The following is an 18,500-nucleotide window of genomic DNA, read 5'->3' as shown; positions in this document are numbered from 1 at the left end:
CTCATGGCCGCCGGGTCGCCTGAGACGGCACGGCGTGCCATGGCTCCGAGATACGGCCGTGGGTGCCGTCTGAGGTTCAGAGGGCTTCTGACCAGTGGATAGTAGTTTCCTCATGGTGGAAGTTCAATGGTTTGTTGATGTCGAGATTCTCCGGGTCGACAGAAATGGGCCGATGGCGGCGCAGCGTGCCGGTGCGGCCACGGACCGCTTCCGGCGACCGGCTCCGTCCGGTCACTCCAGATGCTTCAGATCCTGCGAGGTGTCGATGTCGTACGCCTCCGCCACATCCGAACACTCCACGAGCGTGATCGCATCGCGGTGCTCCCGCAGATACGCCCGCGCGCCCCGGTCACCCACCGCCCCCGCGCCGATGTCCGTGAACCGGTCCGCCCCGAACAGCACCGGATGGCCCCGCTCCCCGCCGTACGAGGCCGCCGCCAGACTCGCCCGCGAGCGGTACGCGAGACGCACCCGCGCCACCGCCTCCGCCCCGATCCCCGGCTGATCGACCAGGAGGACGAGTGCCGCATCCGCGTCCGACGCGCCCAGGGCGGCCAGACCCAGGCGGAGCGAGGAGCCCATGCCCTCCTCCCAGCCCGGGTTCACCGTCACCGCGCAGCCCGTGAGATCCGCGCGGGCCCGCACCTCGTCGGCCGCCGCGCCCAGCACCACGTGCAGCGGGCCGCAGCCGCCGTCGCGCAGGGAGCGCACCGCGTGTTCGATCAGCGGGCGGCCCCGGTGCTCCAGCAGTGCCTTGGGGCGGCCGCCGAGCCGACGGCCCCCTCCGGCGGCCAGCAGCACCCCCGCGACCTTGGGGTTCTTCGCGGCGGTAGCGATGCCCGCAGCCGTGCCCGTAGTCGTGTGCGGGGCCGCGCCTGTAGTCGTGTCCTTGATCATGGGGTCTGGATACCACTGAGTCCTTCGCACACGCGACACGTATGTCACCCTCAGGGGTAGCCCTGATTTCATTCCGTGGGCTGGCGCGTACTGCCTGTCATGGCGTTAACTTGCGGGCGAACCCAGGGACTTGGCCGCAGCCCGGCGGGGGGCACCGGCACAGGGATGTGCGAGGGGGAGTGCTGTGTTACGAAGCGTGGGGCAGAAGCGCCTGACCGGCAGCAATGAGGACCCGAGGGTGGCCGAACTGCGGGTGGCCGTCTCCCGGCTCCGCAGGGAACTGGCCGGGCTCCGGGCCGAATTCCCGGACCGGTCGGTCGCCGAGGACGAGCTGGCGGCCCTGGACGCGATGGCTGTCAGCGGTGTGCCGGAGATTCCCCGGATGCGTCGTTCCCTGCTGCTGATCGCGGGGGCGATCGGCTCGTTGAGCGCGGTGGCCGCCGCCCTGCGCGAGGTGCGCAACGCGGTCGACCTCTTCGGAGAACCCCCGCGCGGGTGACACCACGCACCCGGCCCGTCAGCGGCGGATGAGCCTGCGGGCCGTGGCCGCCGCGACCGCCGACGTACGGGAGTCCACGCCCAGCTTGGCGTAGATGTGCACCAGGTGGGACTTCACCGTGGCCTGGCTCAGGAACAGCCGCTTGCTGATCTGCAGGTTCGACAGGCCCTCCCCGACCAGCTGGAGCACCTCCAGCTCCCGCCGGGTCAGCGCCTCGGCCGGAGTGCGCATCCGGTCCATCAGCCGGTGTGCCACCGAGGGCGCCAGCGCCGAGCGGCCCGCCGCCGCCGTGCGCACCGCGGCGGCCAGCTCCTGCGGCGGTGCGTCCTTCAGCAGGTAGCCGCTCGCCCCGGCCTCGACCGCCGCCAGGATGTCCGCGTCGGAGTCGTAGGTGGTGAGGATCAGGACCCGGGGGCCGTCCGCTGCGGCGGTGATCGTCGCCGTGGCCTGTGAGCCGTGCAGGCCCGCACCGAACTGGAGGTCCATCAGGACCACGTCGAAGCCCCCCGCCGACGCCAGGGCGACGGCCTCCTCGGCGGTGGCGGCCTCACCGGCGACCCGGAAGTCCGGCTCGGTGTCCAGGACCGCGCGCAGCCCCGCCCGGACGACCGGGTGGTCGTCCGCGAGCAGCAGCCGGATCGGGTCCCCGCTCACGCTCATGCGGCACGCTCCGCTTCCGTGACGGGCATCGGCAGGGTGACCGCCACCGCCGTGCCCTGGCCGGGCGCCGACTCCACGCTCAGCGCACCGCCGAGCGATCCCGCCCGCGCCCGCATCGCCGGCAGCCCGAAGCCGCCGTCGCCGCGGTCGTGGACCGGCGCCCCCGACGGGTCGAAGCCCCGCCCGTCGTCCACCACGTCCAGCGCCACCGAGGTGCCCATGAAGCTCAGGGTGATCTCCGCCCGCCCGGCCCGCGCATGGCGCACCGTGTTGGCCAGCGCCGACTGCGCGGTCCGCAGCAGCGCCACCTCGTACGGCGTCGGCAGCTCCACCGGGGTGCCGCTGACCGCGAACCGTACGGTCAGGTCCGGTGCGCTCGTACGGACGCAGAGCCGCTTCAGCGCGGCGGCCAGCGAACCGTGCTCCAGGTCCGGCGGCGTCAGCGCGCGCACGAAGGAACGGGCCTCGGCGAGATTCGCCTGCGCGGCCTCGCGGGCGGCCCGCACATGCGCGGCGGCCGGCGCGTCCTCGGGCAGCGAGCGCTCGGCGGCGCGCAGCAGCAGCTGGATGCTGGACAGGCCCTGGGCCAGCGTGTCGTGGATCTCCCGGGCGAGGCGTTCGCGCTCGGCGAGGGTCCCGGCGGTGCGTTCCGCCTCGGCCAGGTCCGCGCGGGTGGCGACCAGCTCCACGATCAGCTCGCGCCGCCGTTCGCTCTCCCGGAACAGGGCGTCGTACCCGAGGACGGTGGCGACGGCGACCGCCGCGCCGATCAGCGGCCCGATGAAGGCGCCGGGCGCGATCTCCTGCCGGTGCACGACGAAGCCGGTGATCGCGGCGGCCGCGGTGACCACGACGGAGGGCAGCGCCCAGCGCATCGGCAGGATGTGGAGCTGGAGGAAGTAGAGCGGGAAGGCCACCCACAGGGCGTCCGGCGACAGCACCAGCAGCGCGGCCCACAGGGCGCCGAGACCCGCCAGCCACACCGCCGCCGCCCGGTTTCCGGGCTGTACGCGCGGGGCGAGCGCCCCCGCCGCGTACAGCGCAGCCATCAGCGCCGCCACCACCACGACCGCCGCCGGGTGCCGCGTGTCCTCGCTCACCGCGCGGACCACCACCAGGGCCAGCAGCCCCGCCAGCAGCGCGTGCAGACAGAGCCGCAGGGCTGCCGTGACGTGGGTGTGCGAACGCGGATCCATGGTCCGTCCAGCGTAGCCGCGGCCTTCCCGGGTCCGGTCAACCGAAAGGTTGATCCCGGGCCCGTCCGCCGCGCGATGTTTTCCCGTCCGCGCCGGACGACGCTGTAGCCATGTTCGTCGCATGGAGAGACCTCCGTTTCGCCAAGGGCCGGTTCGCGCTCATGGGCTCGGTCGTGGTGCTGATCACGCTGCTGGTGGGCCTGCTGTCCGGCCTGACCGCCGGTCTGGCCCGGGAGAACACGTCCGCCGTCATCGGTCTCGACGCCGACCACCTGGCCTTCTCCGCGCCCCCCGGCGGGCGGGCGGAGTCGTTCACCGACTCGACCGTCCGGGAGGACGACTGGCGGGCCTGGGCCGGACGGCCCGGGGTCGAGGCCGCCCAGCCGGTCGGCATCCGCACCCTGAACGCCACCGCCGCCGGTGAGCGGACCGCCGCCGTGTCGGCCTTCGGCGTCGAACCGGACGGCACCCTCGGGCCGGAAGGGCTCGGCCCGGGGCGGGTCGTGCTCTCCGTGAAGGCGGCCGAGGAGCTCGACGTCACGGCGGGCGACCGGATCGCGCTCGGCCGGACCGACCGTGAGGTCGCCGCCGTCGCCACGGACGCCTCCTACAGCCACACTCCCGTCGTCTGGACCACCCTCGACGACTGGCAGCGGATCGGCCACGACGGCGCCGGACCCGCCGAACAGGCGACCGTGATCGCCCTGACCACCACGGACAGCGTCGACCTGAAAGCGGGGGACGAGGCGGCGGGCACCAGCACGCTCGCCCTCGACGACTCCCTCACCGCCATCGGCTCCTACCGGGCGGAGAACGGGTCGCTGCAACTGATGCGCGGCTTCCTCTTCGCCATCTCCGCCCTCGTCATCGGCGCGTTCTTCACTGTCTGGACGATCCAGCGCAGCGGCGACATCGCCGTACTGAAGGCGCTCGGCGCGTCGACCCCCTACCTCCTGCGTGACGCACTGGGGCAGGCCGTGGTGATGCTCGCCCTCGGTACGGGCCTGGGCACCGCCCTCGCCGCCGGGGCCGGAGCCCTGATCGGCGGTGGAGCCGTGCCGTTCGTCCTGGACGCGGCGACCGTCCTCGTCCCGGCCGCCGTCATGATCGCCCTCGGCGCGCTCGGGGCCGCCCTGTCCATCCGGCGGATCACCGCCGTCGACCCGCTCACCGCACTCGGGAGTGCCCGATGACGCTCACCCTGACCGACGTCACCCTCACCTACCCGGACGGCGAGGGGCGGCTCACCGCCCTGGACCGGGTCTCGCTGGACGTGCCCCCGGGCACGCTCACCGCCGTCGTCGGGCCGTCCGGCTCGGGCAAGTCCAGCCTGCTCGCGGCCGCCGCCACCCTGGTCACCCCGGACTCCGGCGAGGTCGTCGTGGCCGGGACGCCGACCGCCGGCCTCGGCCGGGCCGGGCGGGCGGCCCTGCGCCGGGAGCGCGTCGGCATCGTCTTCCAGCAGCCCAGTCTGCTGCCCTCGCTGACCGCCGCCGAACAGCTCCAGGTGATGCGCCACCTGTCCGGGGGGCCCGCCCGCAGCGCCCGTCGCCGGGCCCTGGAGCTGCTGGACGCGGTCGGTCTCGCCGACCACGCGCACCGGCGGCCGCACCAGCTGTCGGGCGGTCAGCGCCAGCGGATCAACATCGCGCGAGCTCTGATGAACGAGCCGGCGGTGCTGCTCGTCGACGAGCCGACCAGCGCGCTCGACCACGAGCGCGGCGCGGCCGTGCTCGACCTGCTGGTCACCCTGACCCGGGAGCGCGCCACCGCCACGGTGCTGGTCACGCACGACCGGGCACACCTGGACCGGATGGACCGCACGGTGACGATGGACGACGGTCGGCTGACGGCCCATGCTCAGCCCCATGCCCCGGCCCAGGCTCCGGTCCGGGGCTGAGGCGAGGCGGGCCCGGTATCCCGGCCCCGGCCCCGCCGTCTCCGGGTCAGCCGCCGTTGGTGCCGCTGCTCGCCAGGGCTTCGGACAGCTCGCCCGCGACCTGCTGGAGAATCGGCACGATCCGCTCCGTGGCCGCCTCCGTGACACGTCCCGCCGGGCCCGAGATGGAGATCGCGGCGGAGGTGGGGGAGTTCGGCACGGAGACCGCGAGGCACCGCACCCCGATCTCCTGCTCGTTGTCGTCCACCGCGTAACCGGCGCGGCGCACCAGCTCCAGGGCGTCGAGGAAGCCCTCCGGAGTGGTGATCGTCTTCTCCGTGGCGGCCGGCATGCCGGTACGGGCCAGGAGCGCGCGGACCTCGTCGGCGGGGGTGTGCGCGAGGAGCGCCTTGCCCACGCCGGTGGAGTGGGGCAGGACCCGGCGGCCGACCTCGGTGAACATCCGCATGGAGTGCTTGGACGGCACCTGGGCGACGTACACGATCTCGTCCCCGTCCAGCAGCGCCATGTTCGCCGTCTCGCCGGTCTCCTCGACCAGCCGGCTGAGGTAGGGGCGGGCCCAGGTGCCCAGCAGCCGGGAGGCGGACTCGCCGAGCCGGATCAGGCGGGGGCCGAGCGCGTAGCGGCGGTTGGGCTGCTGGCGTACGTATCCGCAGACGACCAGGGTGCGCATCAGCCGGTGGATGGTCGGCAGGGGCAGACCGCTGCTCGCGGACAGCTCGCTCAGCCCGACCTCGCCCCCGGCGTCGGCCATCCGCTCCAGCAGATCGAAGGCGCGCTCAAGGGACTGCACCCCACCGCTGGAACCGGAGGGCTTGGAGTCGGCTGTGCTGGCGTGGGACGGCGGCACGTCAACGGTCCTTTCGAAGCGGAAGGCAAGGCAGCAGCCTACCGGGCGGCTCCCGGGCGGCCCACAGCTCCCCGGTCGGTGTCCGTGCCGGTCAGGGCCTGTTTTGTCCGGGTGCCGCCGGTCGGTGCGGACGGCTCGGCACCGCCTCTCCTGGCCCATGCTACGTTCCGCAGTTCGAAATATGACTTTTACTTTGTGGAAACCTCCAGTCGGGCGGCCGGGGTGGCCCGGCGCGTCCCCGTGGCGGAGGGTGGGGTCTTGACGGGGGCGGTTCCCGAGTGAAGACTCCACCAAAGCTTCAACAGTTCGTTGAATTCCTGGAGTGAAGGAGCACAGGTGTCCGGTCCGGACGTGAACCTGATACTGCGCTCGACGCGCGTCGTGACCCCCGAGGGGACCCGCCCGGCGGCGGTCGCCGTCGCGGGCGGGACGATCGACGCGGTCCTGCCGTACGACACCGGGGTGCCCGCGGGCGCCCGCACGGAGGACTTCGGCGACGACGTCCTGCTGCCCGGCCTGGTCGACACCCACGTCCATGTGAACGACCCCGGCCGCACCGAGTGGGAGGGCTTCTGGACCGCCACCCGCGCGGCCGCCGCGGGCGGCATCACCACGCTCCTGGACATGCCCCTCAACTCCCTCCCGCCGACCACCACCGTCGAGCACCTGCGGATCAAGCAGCAGGTCGCGTCCCCCAAGGCGCACGTCGACACCGGCTTCTGGGGCGGTGCGATCCCGTCCAACGTCAAGGACCTGCGCCCGCTGTACGAGGCCGGGGTCTTCGGCTTCAAGTGCTTCCTTTCGCCCTCCGGTGTCGAGGAGTTCCCGGAGCTGGACCAGGAGCAGCTGGCCCGCTCGATGGCGGAGACCGCCGGATTCGGCGGACTGCTCATCGTGCACGCCGAGGACCCGCACCACCTGGCCGAGGCCCCGCAGCGCCCCGGACCCGCCTACGCGGACTTCCTCGCCTCCCGCCCGCGCGACGCCGAGAACACCGCGATCGAAGGGCTCATCGCCCACGCCAAGCGGTTGAACGCCCGCGTCCACGTCCTGCACCTCTCCTCCAGCGACGCCCTGCCGCTGATCGCCGCCGCCAAGCGCGAGGGCGTCCGCGTCACCGTCGAGTCCTGCCCGCACTTCCTCACCCTCACCGCCGAGGAAGTCCCGGACGGGGCCACCGAGTTCAAGTGCTGCCCGCCGATCCGCGAGGCAGCCAACCAGGACGCGCTGTGGGCCGGGCTCGCCGACGGCACCATCGACTGCATCGTCAGCGACCACTCCCCGTGCACCACGGACCTCAAGACCCCGGACTTCGCCTCCGCCTGGGGCGGTATCTCCTCCCTCCAGCTCGGCCTGCCCGCCATCTGGACCGAGGCCCGCAGGCGCGGCCACTCCCTCGACGACGTCGCCCGCTGGATGTCCGCCGCCCCCGCCGCGCTGGCCGGGCTGACCCGCAAGGGCGCCATCGAGGCCGGGCGCGACGCCGACTTCGCGGTCCTCGCCCCCGAGGCGACCTTCACCGTCGACCCCGCCGAACTCTTCCACCGCAACCAGGTCACCGCCTACGCCGGGAAGACCCTGCACGGCGTGGTCCGCTCCAGCTGGCTGCGCGGTGTCCGCATCGCCTCCGACGGCGTCCTCGCCGAACCCGCCGGCCGCCTCCTCGAACGCGACCACTGACCTGGCCCGCCGGCCGCCTCCTCGAACGCGACCACTGACCTGGCCCGCCGGCCGCCTACTCGAACGCGACCACTGACCGTGCCCACCGGTCCACTCCGCGAACGCGACCACTGACCGTGCCCGAAAGGAACTCCTGACCATGACGGACGCCGCGATACCGCGCTTCACCGGCGACGCGAGCCCCTACGCGGGCGGCGACCCGTACGCCGACCACCGCACCGCCGACTTCCCCTTCACCCACCTCGTCGACCTGGCCGACCGCCGCCTCGGGGCGGGGGTCATCGCCGCCAACGACGAGTTCTTCGCCGAGCGTGAGAACCTGCTGAAGCCCGAGCCCGCCGTCTTCGACCCGGAGCACTTCGGGCACAAGGGCAAGATCATGGACGGCTGGGAGACCCGGCGCCGACGTGGGGTCGGCGCAGCCGAACCGCACCCCACCGCCGCCGACCACGACTGGGCCCTCGTCCGCCTCGGCGCGCCCGGCGTCATCCGGGGCATCGTCCTGGACACCGCCCACTTCCGCGGCAACTACCCGCAGGCGGTCTCCGTCGAGGCGGTGTCCCTGCCCGGCGCCCCGTCGCCCGAGGACCTCCTCGCCCCCGACGTGAAGTGGACGACGCTCGTCCCCCGTACGGCGGTCGGCGGCCACGCGGCCAACGGCTTCGCCGTCGACGCCGAGCAGCGCTTCACCCACCTGCGGGTCAACCAGCACCCGGACGGCGGGATCGCCCGGCTGCGCGTGTACGGAGAGGTCGCCCCCGACCCCGCCTGGCTCGGCGCGCTCGGTACGTTCGACCTCGCCGCCCTGGAGAACGGCGGCCAGGTCGAGGACGCCTCCGACCGTTTCTACTCCCCGGCCACCAACACCATCCAGCCGGGCCGCTCACGCAAGATGGACGACGGCTGGGAGACCCGCCGCCGGCGCGACCGGGGCAACGACTGGATCCGCTACCGCCTCGCCGCGCGGTCCGGGATCCGGGCCGTCGAGATCGACACCGCCTGCCTCAAGGGCAACTCCGCGGGCTGGGCGAGCCTTTCGGTACAGGACGGTGAGGGCGGCGACTGGACGGAGATCCTTCCCCGGACCCGCCTCCAGCCCGACACCAACCACCGCTTCGTCCTGGACGGGACCGTCCGGGCCACCCATGTGCGGATCGACATCTTCCCGGACGGCGGCATCTCCCGGCTCCGGCTGTTCGGATCGCTCACCGACGAGGGCGCCGCCACCCTGGCGGCCCGTCACCGCGAGCTCGGCGGCTGATCACGAAGGCGGTCGGGGCCGGACGCACCGCGGTCGCAGGGGGAGCGCGGTGTGCCCGGTCGGTCCGGTTACATGAGGGTGTGTCACCCTGGTCGGGGTGTGGCGAGCAGGCTGGGGCCGCCGCACCTTCGGACGTCCTCGACCAGGAGCTCTCATGATTTTCATCGCCGTCAAGTTCACCGCCCTCGACCCCGACGCATGGCTCACCCGGCTGGACGCCTTCACCGTCGCCACCCGCAACGAGCCCGGCAACCTCTTCTTCGACTGGTCGCGCAGTGTGGAGAACCCCAGCGAGTTCGTCCTGCTGGAGGCCTTCGCCGACGCGGCGGCGGGCGAGGCGCACGTGAACTCCGACCACTTCAAGGCAGCCATCGAGACCATGTCGGAACTGGTGGCCGAGGTCCCCGAGATCATCAACGTCGAGGTGGAGGGCACCGGCTGGTCCCGGATGGCGGAGGTCACCCCGCGCAACCGCTGACCGGGAAGTCCCGCTGCGGGACGGCCCTTGGGGTCGGTCGTCACCTTCCCGGCTGCCGGGCGACGGCGGGCAGCCGGGAAGGTGACGACCGGCCCTAGAACTCCTCGTGGGACTCCGGGGCGCCGCCGAACCGCCGCTGCCGCCCGGACGCGATCGTCGTCAGCTCCTGCGCCGTCAGCTCGAACCCGAACAGATCGAGGTTCTCGCGCTGCCGGCCCGGGTCCGCCGACTTCGGGATCGGCACCGCGCCCAGCTGGGTGTGCCAGCGCAGCACCACCTGACCGGGGCTCACCCCGTGGTCCTGAGCGATCGCCACGGTCGAGGGATCCTCCGGCACCTCGCGGCCACGGGCCAGCGGGCTCCAGCTCTCCGTGACGATGCCCTTCGCCGCGTGCACCGCCCGCAGCTCCTCCTGCGGGAGCAGCGGATGCATCTCGATCTGGTTCACCGAGGGCAGTACGCCCGTCTCCCGCTCCAGCCGCTCCAGGTGCGAGGCGGTGAAGTTGGAGACGCCGATCGAGCGGACCAGACCGTCCTCGCGGAGCCGGATCATCGCCTTCCAGGTGTCCACGTACTTGTCGACGCGGGGGAGCGGCCAGTGGATCAGGTAGAGGTCGACGTACTCGACGCCCAGGCGGGCCCGTGACTCCTCGAACGAGGCGAGCGTGTCCTCGTACCCGTGATGCCGTCCGGGCACCTTCGTGGTGACGAGGACCTCCTCGCGGGGAACGCCGCTGCGGGCGATGCCCCGGCCGGTGCCGGTCTCGTTGCCGTAGGTGAAGGCCGTGTCGACCAGCCGGTAGCCGAGTTCCAGGGCCCCGGCGACGGCCTCCTCGGCAGCCGAATCGTCCAGCGGGTAGGTGCCGAGCCCCATCGCGGGGAGCCGAGTGCCGTCGTTGAGCGTGTGAACCGGTGTGCCGGACATGCGCTGGTCCTGTCCTTCCCGTCGCTCCCCCCGTCCCGGCCAGCGTAGGGGCGAGGCCGGTGCGGGGCAGCCGGACGGGTCCGCCGGGGGGACCATGGCGTACAGGTCCGCCGGGGGGACCGTGCCGGGAAGCGTCCCTACGCCGGCCGGTCGGGCACGCCCGGTGGCGGCGGCCGCTCAGGCCGCGTGGCCGCCGTCCACGACGATCTCGGTGCCGGTGACGAAGCCCGCATCGGCGCTCGCGAGGTACGCGACGAGCGAGGCGATCTCCTCCGCCGTACCGAAGCGGCCCAGGGCGTTAGCCGCGCGCTGGCCCTCGGCGAACGGCCCGTCGGCCGGGTTGAGATCGGTGTCCACGGCCCCGGGCTGGATCAGGTTCACCGTGATGCCGCGCGGCCCCAGCTCCCGGGCGAGCGGCTTGGTCAGCCCGACCAGGGCGGACTTGCTGAGTCCGTAGAGGGCGGAACCCGGCCCGCCCACGTACCGGCTCAGGGCGCTGCCCACGGAGACGATGCGGCCACCGTCGGCCAGCCGCTCCGCCGCCGCCCGGCAGGCGAGGAAGACCGCCCGCACGTTCACCGCCAGTGTCCGGTCCACCTCCGGCCCGGTGAGCCCGGAGATCGGGCCGAGGACGCCGATGCCCGCGTTGTTGACCAGGATGTCGAGCCGGCCGAGCGCCTCCGCCGCCCGGTGCACGGCGTCGGCGGCCGCGTCGGCGTCCGCCGCGTCGCAGCGCAGGGCGACGCCCCGGCGGCCGAAGCCCTCGATCTTCGCGACGACCGCACGGGCCGCCGCCTCGTCCCGTACATAGGTGACAGCGACGTCCGCGCCGTCCTGGGCGAGCCGCAGCGCGGTCGCGGCGCCGATGCCCCGGCTGCCCCCGGTGACCAGGGCGGCCCGGGGCGGAAGGCCGGTGGGAACGAGGGTGGGAGCGGTGGTGGAAAGGGTGCTGGACATGGCCGGTTCCTCGCTGATCGGGGATGCCGTCGCTCCGACGACATCCCCCAGCAAACGCCCGCCGGGGCCCGCGTACCGGCGGGTATCGGACACCTACGGCGGCCGGGGTCGCACACCGCAGGGACGGCCGCACGGGGCCTGGCGCAGAGGCGGCCGGACGGGACCTGGCGCAAGGCGGTCACCCGGGACCCACCGCAGGAACGGACGGACGGGGCCCACCGCAGGGACGGCCGCCGGCCCGCCTACCGTAAAGGCAGCAGTGAGGGATCCGCAGCCGCCGCCCGCAGGCGGACCAGGATGGCCCGCGCAGCCTTGTCGTAGCCGAGGTTGTTGTTCTGGAGCACCGACTCGGCGTTGGCCAGCTCCAGCAGGGCGATCACCTCGAACGCCAGCTGGCACACGTCGGTGTCCCCGGCCAGCTCCCCGGTGGACCTGGCTTCCTCGATCGTCTCCTCCACGAAGGTGACCCAGCCCGTCTGCGCGGACGCCAGGGCGTCGTGCACCCTGCCGCTGCGGGCGTCGAACTCGGCGGTGGCGGCGTAGAAGAAGCAACCGCCCCGGAACACCCGCTCGCGGGAGTACGCGATCCACGCCTCGCACATCCGCCAGACCCGCCCGATCCCCGGCGGCACCGACCGGGCGGGGCGCAGCACATGGTCGACGTAGATGGCCACCGCCCCCCGCACGGTGGCCAGTTGGAGTCCCTCCTTCGAGCCGAAGAGGGCGAACACCCCGCTCTTGCTCAGCCCCAGCTCGGTGGCCAGCCGCCCCAGCGACAGGCCCTCCAGCCCTTCGACCGAGGCGATCTGCACCGCCCGCCCCAGAATCAGCTGCCGGGTCTGGTTCCCCCGCTCGACCCGTCCGTCCGCTCTTACCGACGCCATGTGACCACTCCGTGTCTCAGAGTTATCGAGGCGTCAGTCTAGGGAGCGGCGGCGTGGCCGACGGACCCTCCGTCGCCCGGCCGAACGGCCCGCGCGTCCCTGACCACGGACGATGCCCGGGAACGATCCGACCGTTGAGACAGGTGTTCCCTTCCCAGGAGCCTGCCGGGTAGCGTGATCATTTCGCGTGCGAGCCAGTGAGGTCTCCACAACACGTTCCGTGGAGATCCAGGAGATCCAGGTGTCCGCTGTCGCCGTGCCCGCCCTCGCGCCCCCGCGCCGCGCCTGGGGCACCGATCTGCCCGTGCTGGCGGTCGCCGTCGTCTGGGGCGCCAGCTACCTCGCGGCCAAGGGCATCACCACGACCCACACCGTGATCGCCGTCCTCGTCCTGCGCTTCGCGATCGTGCTTCCGGTGCTCGTGGTGACCGGATGGCGCAGGCTGCGGGCGCTGACCGGCGCGCAGTGGCGGGGCGCCGGGCTGCTGGGCCTGGTGCTGAGCGGGATCTTCCTGCTGGAGACGTACGGGGTGGTGCACACCTCCGCCACCAACGCCGGGCTGATCATCAGCCTCACCATGATCTTCACACCGCTGGCCGAGGCCGCCGTGACCCGCGTGCGCCCGTCGGCCGGGTTCGTCGCCGCGGCCGGGCTCTCCGTCGCCGGAGTGGTCCTGCTGACCCAGGGCGCCGGGTTCACCAGCCCCTCGACCGGTGATCTGCTGATGCTGCTCGCCGCCCTCGCCCGGACCGTCCACGTGCTGGCGATGGCCCGGATCAAGGCGGTCCAGGGCGCCGACTCGCTCTCCCTGACCACCGTCCAGCTCGGGAGCGCGGTCGCCGTCTTCGTCGTCCTCGCCGCCGTCCCCGGCACCGGCGCCTCGCCGTGGAGCGCGGCGGCGGACTTCGGCGCCCGGGAGTGGGCGGGGCTGGTCTTCCTCTCGGTGTTCTGCACGCTGTTCGCGTTCTTCGTACAGATGTGGTCCGTACGCCGCACCTCGCCGTCCCGGGTCAGCCTGCTGCTCGGTACGGAACCGCTGTGGGCCGCCGCCGTCGGCATCAGCCTCGGCGGGGAACGGCTCGGGCTGCTCGGTGCGGCCGGGGCGGTCCTCGTCCTGGCGGGCACCGCGTGGGGGCGGCGGGGCGCGGACCGGGAGCGTGCCGGAGCGTGAGCCGGGCCCGCCGCTGTCGGGTGGTGGCCGCGTCCGTCAGTACGGGATCCGGAACGTGTCCGTCACGTCTTGATCGCGTCCGCGGCGATCATCACGGCCGCCCCCGTCACGATCAGCACGATGTTGACGAACAGAGCGCGGTCGCTGAGGAAGTCGATGTGCCGCACCACCGTCCACAGCCGGAACCAGCCCGTCCACTCGTACAGCAGCCCGCCCACGCCCTGGATGAAGACGAGGAAGCCGATCGTCTCGACGATTTTCTTCATGGGCCGAGCCTCCCGCCCGACCCGAGCCCGCCGCGTCGGCCATCGGTCCCGTCCGCCGCGACGAAAGTAGCGGATCGTGCGACTTCGGTCGCTGCCTGGCCCCGCGACGCCCCTCAGGGACGGGGCGCTGCGTAACTTTGTCGATATGACGCGCACCGAGTACCGCTGGCTGCTTCCCTCGGCGATGGCCGATCCCGAGCTGCCCGGCGACCGGACCCGGACGCGGCGGACCGTGCGGGACTGGGCCGTCGACATCATGGCCTTCCTCTGCGCCGCGGGCATCGGCCTGCTGGCCCTTGCCACGATCGAGGCCGATGAGACCACGGCGGACGTCGTCGTGTTCGTGGACTCGGTGGTCGGCGCGGCGGCCTGCTGTGCGCTCTGGCTGCGGCGGCGCTGGCCCGTCGGCCTCGCCGTCGCCCTGACCGTCGTGGCCGCCGTCGAACCCGTGGCCGCCGGGGCGCTGCTGGTGGCCCTCTTCAGCCTGGCCGTCCACCGCCCCTTCAAGCCCGTGGCGCTCGTCGGCCTGGGCGCCCTGGCCACCACGCCCGTCCAGCCCGCCCTGCGCCCCGACCCGACGGCCTCCTTCACCGCCTCGGTCCTCTTCGGGATTCTGCTGGTCCTGCTGGTGCTCAGCTGGGGCATGGCCGTACGTTCCCGGCGGCAGCTCGTCCTCACGCTCCGCGAACGGGCCCGCCGCGCCGAGGCCGAGGCGGAGCTGCGCGCCGAACAGGCCCAGCGGCTGGCCCGGGAGGCCATCGCCCGCGAGATGCACGATGTCCTGGCCCACCGGCTGACCCTGCTCAGCGTGCACGCCGGGGCCCTCGAATTCCGGCCCGACGCCCCCGCCGCCGAGGTCGGCAGGGCCGCCGGTGTGATCCGGGACAGCGCCCACGAGGCGCTCCAGGACCTCCGCGAGATCATCGGCGTCCTGCGCGGGCCCGGCGACACCGACGAGGGCCACCGGCCGCAGCCCACCCTCGCCACCCTGGACGCGCTCGTCGCCGAGTCCCGGCTCGCGGGCATGAAGGTCGTCGTCGACAACCGGGTCACCGCCCCCCGGGACGCCCCCGCTGCCACCGGCCGCACGGTCTACCGGATCGTGCAGGAGTGTCTGACCAACGCCCGCAAGCACGCGCCCGGCACCGAGGTCTCCCTCACCGTGACGGGCGGTCCCGGCGAGGGGCTCACCGTCGAGGTGGAGAACCCCGCCCCCACCGAACCCTTCGAACGGGTCCCCGGCTCCGGCCAGGGACTCATCGGCCTCACCGAACGCGCCACCCTCGCCGGCGGCGACCTGGAGCACGGCCCGACGAAGGGCGGCGGCTTCGCGGTCCGGGCCAGGCTGCCGTGGCCCGCAACGTGACGCCTGCGGATGTGGCGGTGCCCGGCGTTACGCCTGCGGGTGCGGGTGCGGGTGCGGGTGCGGGTGCGGGTGCGGTGGCGTCCCGCGACGTGACGCCTGCGGGTGCGTCGGCGGTGTGACGCACGGGGATGTGGCGCATCGCCGTGTTACGCCTACGAGTGTGGCGCATCGCCGGACGACCGCAGCCGCGAAGCATGCCCGGAGCACGCCGGCCACGATGCCTGTCCGGACGACCGCCCTGCGGGGCCCGCGCCCCGGCTGGCTACGGTGGCCGTCATGAACACCCCGGCGTCCCCGACACTCCCGGCGTCACCCACGCCCCCGCCCGGCCGGCCCGTCCGGCTGCTGATCGTCGACGACGACCCGCTGGTCCGGGCCGGACTGACCCTGATGCTCGGCGGCGACGAGGGCATCGACATCGTCGGGGAGGGCGCGGACGGCGCCGAGGCCGAGGAGCTGGCCGAGCGGCTGCGCCCCGACGTCGTCCTGATGGACATCCGGATGCCGGTCATGGACGGACTCACCGCGACCGAGCGACTGCGTCGCCGGCCCGGGGCTCCCGAAGTCGTCGTCCTCACCACCTTCCACGCGGACGAACAGGTACTCCGGGCCATCCGGGCCGGGGCAGCCGGATTCGTCCTGAAAGACACCCCACCGGCCCGGATCCTCGACTCGGTCCGCCGGGTCGCCGCCGGGGACCCGGTGCTCTCTCCGGCCGTCACCCGCCAGTTGATGGCACGCGCCGCAGGCGGCGGACACGACGACAGGGCCGACCGAGCCGACCGAGCACGCAGGCGTTTCGACCAGCTCGCCGAGCGGGAGAAGGAGGTCGCGGTCGCCGTCGGACGCGGCGGATCCAACGCGGAGATCGCAGGCTCCCTCTACCTCAGCGTCGCGACCGTCAAGACGCACGTCTCGCGGATTCTCGCCAAACTCGAACTCAACAACCGTGTTCAGATCGCGCTGTTGGTCCACGATGCGGGTCTCCTCGACGCGGACACAGGCGTGGACGGGGAAAGAGACGGGGAAGGCGGGGGCGGCCTACGCTGACCGGACCGGACCGGGCGAGGGGCCGACCGCGATGGCTGTGCTCGATCTGTTCGGGCCTGCCGGACTTCACCACGGGCCCCTGCACGGTCGACACCCCTCCCTTCCGCGCGGCAACTCCTTTCGAAGGGAACCGTATTGACCACGAAGGGACCCGTGTTGACCCAGAAGGGAACCGCGTTGACCACCGAACCCCCAGTCGATCTCGCCGCGCTCGGCGAGCAGTTCACCCGTGACCCCTATCCCGTCTACGCCGCCCTGCGCGAGAAGGGCCCGGTCCACCGGGTGCGGATCCCCGAGGGTGCGGACGCCTGGCTCGTCGTCGGATACGAGGCGGGCCGCGCCCTCCTCGCCGACCAGCAGCTCTCCAAGCGCTGGAGCCGCGCCGCGCCCTCGCTCGGGGTCGGCAAGGTGACCGAGGGCTCCTCGATGCTCGGTTCCGACGCCCCCGACCACACGCGGCTGCGCAAGCTGGTCGCCCGCGGGTTCACCCCGCGCCGCATGGAGCAACTGGTCCCGCGTGTGCAGGAGATGACCGACGAGCTGCTCGACGCGATGCTCGCGGCTCCGGACCGCTCGGCGGACCTGGTGGAGGCGCTTTCCTTCCCGCTGCCGATGTCGGTGATCTGTGAACTGCTCGGCGTCCCGTTCCTGGACCGCGAGGAGTTCCGCACCTGGTCCGGCCGGGCGGTCTCCTCCGTCGACCCGTCCCTGCGCGCCTCCTCCACGCGGGCGATGACCGCGTACATCGCCGGGCTGCTGGCCGACAAGCGCGAGAGGCCGGGCGAGGACCTGCTTGAGCGCGCTGATCCACACCGCCGACGAGGGCGGCGACCGGCTGTCCGGTGACGAGCCGATCGGTATGGCCCGGCTGTTGCTGGTCGCCGGACATGAGACCACCGCCAACCTCATCACCAACGGCGTGCGCAACCTCCTCGCCCACCCCGACCAACTGGCGGCCCTGCGCTCCGACTTCACGCTGATCGACAACGCGGTGGAGGAGATCCTGCGTTTCGAGGGGCCGGTCGAGACCTCCACGTACCGCTTCACGACCGACCCGGTCGAGGTCGGCGGCACGGTGATTCCCGGCGGCGGCGAACTGGTCCTGGTCGCGGTGTCGGACGCCGGCCGGGACTCCGCCCGCTACCCCGACGGGTCCCGCTTCGACATCACGCGTGATGCCCGGGGCCACCTCGCCTTCGGACACGGCATCCACTACTGCCTGGGCGCGCCGCTGGCCCGCATCGAGGCCAGGATCGCCCTCCGGTCGCTGCTGGAGCGTTGCCCGGAGCTGCGGCTGACCGCCGACCCGGCGAGGCTCGCCTGGCGCACCGGGATGCTGATGCGGGGACCGCTGAGCCTCCCCGTCGCCTGGTAGCGGCAGCCGGACGGCGCGGCGCAGGAGGGTTCCGGCGCCCAGCGGCCCGGCTCCCGGTCAGCCGCCGGGGATTTCGGACATCGCCACCGGCCGGCGTTCGCGGCGGGAGACCTCGCACGCCTCGGCGATCCGCAGGGCGTGCAGAGCCTCCCGCCCGTCGCACGGATTGGCCAGCTCGCCGCGGACCACGCGCAGGAACGCGTCCAGCTCCGCCTCGTACGCCGGGGCGAACCGTTCCAGGAACCCCGGCCAGGGCTTCGCCGGGGCGCCGGGGCCCCCCGGTTCGGCCGAGGCCAGCGGCGTACGGTCGTCCAGGCCGACGGCGATCTGGTCCAGCTCGCCTGCCAGCTCCATCCGTACGTCGTACCCGGCGCCGTTGCACCGGGTCGCGGTGGCGGTGGCGAGTGTCCCGTCGTCGAGGGTGAGCAGAACGGCGGCCGTGTCCACGTCTTCGGCCTCCCGGAACATCGCGGGTCCGGCGTCCGAGCCGACGGCGTACACCTCGCTCACCTCGCGGCCCGTCACCCAGCGCAGGATGTCGAAGTCGTGGATCAGGCAGTCGCGGTACAGCCCGCCGGAGAGCGGGAGGTAGGCGGCGGGCGGCGGGGCGGGATCGGAGGTGACCGCCCGCACGGTGTGCAGCCGGCCGAGCCTCCCCTCCCGTACGGCGGCCCTGGCCTCGCCGTACCCGGCGTCGAAGCGCCGCATGAAGCCGAGCTGGAGGACGCTGCCCGCCGCCTCGGCCTCCGCGAGCGCGGCCAGCGTGCCGGGCAGGTCCAGGGCGATCGGCTTCTCGCAGAAGACGGGCAGTCCGGCACGGGCGGCACGGGCGATGAGCCCGGCATGGGCCGAGGTCGCCGAAGCGATCACCACGGCGTCGGGCGGGCCCCCGGCCTCGCCCTCCCCGGTGAACAGGCCGTCCACCGTGACGGAGGCCGCCCCCGTCCGTGCGGCGGCGCCGGCCGCCCGCTCCGGATCCGCGTCGGCCAGCAGCAGGGCGTCCACGGCGGGGTGACGGCTCAGCACCTCCGCATGGAAGGTGCCGATCCGTCCCGTTCCGATCAGTCCGATGCGCATGGGCCCCA

The 18,500-nt window shown here is 73.3% G+C and carries 18 protein-coding genes and 1 pseudogene; 10 read left to right on the top strand and 9 right to left on the bottom strand.

The window, feature by feature from the left end:
• Positions 1–231 precede the first annotated feature (231 nt).
• Positions 232–837 carry an NTP transferase domain-containing protein gene (locus ACGF2Y_RS30615; protein ID WP_392954240.1) on the bottom strand — a complete coding sequence of 202 codons (606 nt, stop codon included), beginning with the start codon at positions 835–837 and terminating at the stop codon, positions 232–234.
• Positions 838–1,093: 256 nt separating this feature from the next.
• Between ACGF2Y_RS30615 and ACGF2Y_RS30610 the strand changes: the two genes are divergently transcribed.
• Positions 1,094–1,396 carry a DUF5955 family protein gene (locus ACGF2Y_RS30610; RefSeq protein ID WP_392954208.1) on the top strand — a complete coding sequence of 101 codons (303 nt, stop codon included), beginning with the start codon at positions 1,094–1,096 and terminating at the stop codon, positions 1,394–1,396.
• A gap of 18 nt (positions 1,397–1,414) precedes the next feature.
• Here the strand turns inward: ACGF2Y_RS30610 and ACGF2Y_RS30605 are convergent, their stop codons facing one another.
• Both ACGF2Y_RS30605 and ACGF2Y_RS30600 read right to left on the bottom strand, forming a co-directional pair.
• Positions 1,415–2,056, bottom strand: a complete 642-nt coding sequence (locus ACGF2Y_RS30605; protein WP_392954207.1) for a response regulator — start codon at positions 2,054–2,056, stop codon at positions 1,415–1,417.
• Positions 2,053–3,252 carry a sensor histidine kinase gene (locus tag ACGF2Y_RS30600; protein WP_392954205.1) on the bottom strand — a complete coding sequence of 400 codons (1,200 nt, stop codon included), beginning with the start codon at positions 3,250–3,252 and terminating at the stop codon, positions 2,053–2,055. The genes ACGF2Y_RS30605 and ACGF2Y_RS30600 overlap by 4 nt, the downstream gene beginning before the upstream one ends.
• Before the next feature lie 110 nt (positions 3,253–3,362).
• Here ACGF2Y_RS30600 and ACGF2Y_RS30595 point away from each other — a divergent pair, with 110 nt between their 5' ends.
• Both ACGF2Y_RS30595 and ACGF2Y_RS30590 read left to right on the top strand, forming a co-directional pair.
• Complete coding sequence (locus ACGF2Y_RS30595; protein ID WP_392954203.1) at positions 3,363–4,445, top strand: ABC transporter permease; 1,083 nt, start codon at positions 3,363–3,365, stop codon at positions 4,443–4,445.
• The gene (locus ACGF2Y_RS30590) at positions 4,442–5,152 is read left to right on the top strand and encodes an ABC transporter ATP-binding protein (protein ID WP_392954201.1); all 711 of its coding nucleotides are present in this window, start codon (positions 4,442–4,444) and stop codon (positions 5,150–5,152) included. The genes ACGF2Y_RS30595 and ACGF2Y_RS30590 overlap by 4 nt, the downstream gene beginning before the upstream one ends.
• Positions 5,153–5,198: 46 nt before the next feature.
• On the opposite strand, the gene ACGF2Y_RS30585 is transcribed toward ACGF2Y_RS30590, so the two are convergent.
• Entirely contained in the window at positions 5,199–6,002 is an 804-nt protein-coding gene (locus tag ACGF2Y_RS30585; RefSeq protein WP_030592152.1) for an IclR family transcriptional regulator, read from the bottom strand.
• A 336-nt stretch (positions 6,003–6,338) separates the two neighbouring features.
• Between ACGF2Y_RS30585 and allB the strand changes: the two genes are divergently transcribed.
• The 3 genes from allB to ACGF2Y_RS30570 all read left to right on the top strand — a co-directional run bounded on the left by allB (position 6,339) and on the right by ACGF2Y_RS30570 (position 9,421).
• On the top strand, positions 6,339–7,682 hold the full coding sequence (gene allB / locus ACGF2Y_RS30580) for an allantoinase AllB (protein ID WP_392954198.1): 1,344 nt from the start codon (positions 6,339–6,341) through the stop codon (positions 7,680–7,682).
• 139 nt (positions 7,683–7,821) lie between these two features.
• Positions 7,822–8,943, top strand: coding sequence for an allantoicase (gene alc, locus ACGF2Y_RS30575; RefSeq protein ID WP_392954196.1), 1,122 nt, complete (start codon positions 7,822–7,824; stop codon positions 8,941–8,943).
• Positions 8,944–9,097: 154 nt separating this feature from the next.
• A complete protein-coding gene (locus ACGF2Y_RS30570; protein WP_392954194.1) occupies positions 9,098–9,421 on the top strand; it encodes a putative quinol monooxygenase in 324 nt (107 codons plus the stop codon).
• A gap of 94 nt (positions 9,422–9,515) precedes the next feature.
• Here ACGF2Y_RS30570 and ACGF2Y_RS30565 read toward each other — a convergent pair whose 3' ends face one another.
• The 3 genes from ACGF2Y_RS30565 to ACGF2Y_RS30555 form a co-directional block, all read right to left on the bottom strand.
• The gene (locus ACGF2Y_RS30565) at positions 9,516–10,346 is read right to left on the bottom strand and encodes an aldo/keto reductase (RefSeq protein WP_392954192.1); all 831 of its coding nucleotides are present in this window, start codon (positions 10,344–10,346) and stop codon (positions 9,516–9,518) included.
• 177 nt (positions 10,347–10,523) lie between these two features.
• Positions 10,524–11,303: an SDR family NAD(P)-dependent oxidoreductase gene (locus ACGF2Y_RS30560; RefSeq protein ID WP_392954190.1), complete on the bottom strand. Its 780-nt coding sequence runs from the start codon at positions 11,301–11,303 to the stop codon at positions 10,524–10,526.
• A 242-nt stretch (positions 11,304–11,545) separates the two neighbouring features.
• Positions 11,546–12,187 carry a TetR/AcrR family transcriptional regulator gene (locus ACGF2Y_RS30555; protein ID WP_392954188.1) on the bottom strand — a complete coding sequence of 214 codons (642 nt, stop codon included), beginning with the start codon at positions 12,185–12,187 and terminating at the stop codon, positions 11,546–11,548.
• A gap of 241 nt (positions 12,188–12,428) precedes the next feature.
• Here ACGF2Y_RS30555 and ACGF2Y_RS30550 point away from each other — a divergent pair, with 241 nt between their 5' ends.
• A complete protein-coding gene (locus tag ACGF2Y_RS30550; protein WP_392954238.1) occupies positions 12,429–13,358 on the top strand; it encodes a DMT family transporter in 930 nt (309 codons plus the stop codon).
• A gap of 62 nt (positions 13,359–13,420) precedes the next feature.
• Here ACGF2Y_RS30550 and ACGF2Y_RS30545 read toward each other — a convergent pair whose 3' ends face one another.
• Entirely contained in the window at positions 13,421–13,624 is a 204-nt protein-coding gene (locus ACGF2Y_RS30545; RefSeq protein ID WP_392954186.1) for a hypothetical protein, read from the bottom strand.
• Between the two features lie 145 nt (positions 13,625–13,769).
• Between ACGF2Y_RS30545 and ACGF2Y_RS30540 the strand changes: the two genes are divergently transcribed.
• From ACGF2Y_RS30540 to ACGF2Y_RS30530, 3 genes and pseudogenes are all read left to right on the top strand, one after another.
• Positions 13,770–14,990, top strand: coding sequence for a sensor histidine kinase (locus ACGF2Y_RS30540; protein WP_392954184.1), 1,221 nt, complete (start codon positions 13,770–13,772; stop codon positions 14,988–14,990).
• Positions 14,991–15,266: 276 nt separating this feature from the next.
• A complete protein-coding gene (locus ACGF2Y_RS30535) occupies positions 15,267–16,040 on the top strand; it encodes a response regulator (protein ID WP_392954182.1) in 774 nt (257 codons plus the stop codon).
• Positions 16,041–16,217: 177 nt separating this feature from the next.
• Positions 16,218–17,415, top strand: a pseudogene (locus ACGF2Y_RS30530) (cytochrome P450).
• 57 nt (positions 17,416–17,472) lie between these two features.
• Here the strand turns inward: ACGF2Y_RS30530 and ACGF2Y_RS30525 are convergent.
• Positions 17,473–18,492, bottom strand: a complete 1,020-nt coding sequence (locus ACGF2Y_RS30525) for a Gfo/Idh/MocA family oxidoreductase (protein ID WP_392954180.1) — start codon at positions 18,490–18,492, stop codon at positions 17,473–17,475.
• Positions 18,493–18,500 lie beyond the last annotated feature (8 nt).

The sequence above is a fragment of the Streptomyces sp. NPDC048142 genome (assembly GCF_043202835.1).
Taxonomy (GTDB): Bacteria; Actinomycetota; Actinomycetes; order Streptomycetales; family Streptomycetaceae; genus Streptomyces.
The sequence above is the reverse complement of the archived record's forward strand: the minus strand, read 5'-3'. Positions and strand labels throughout refer to the sequence as shown.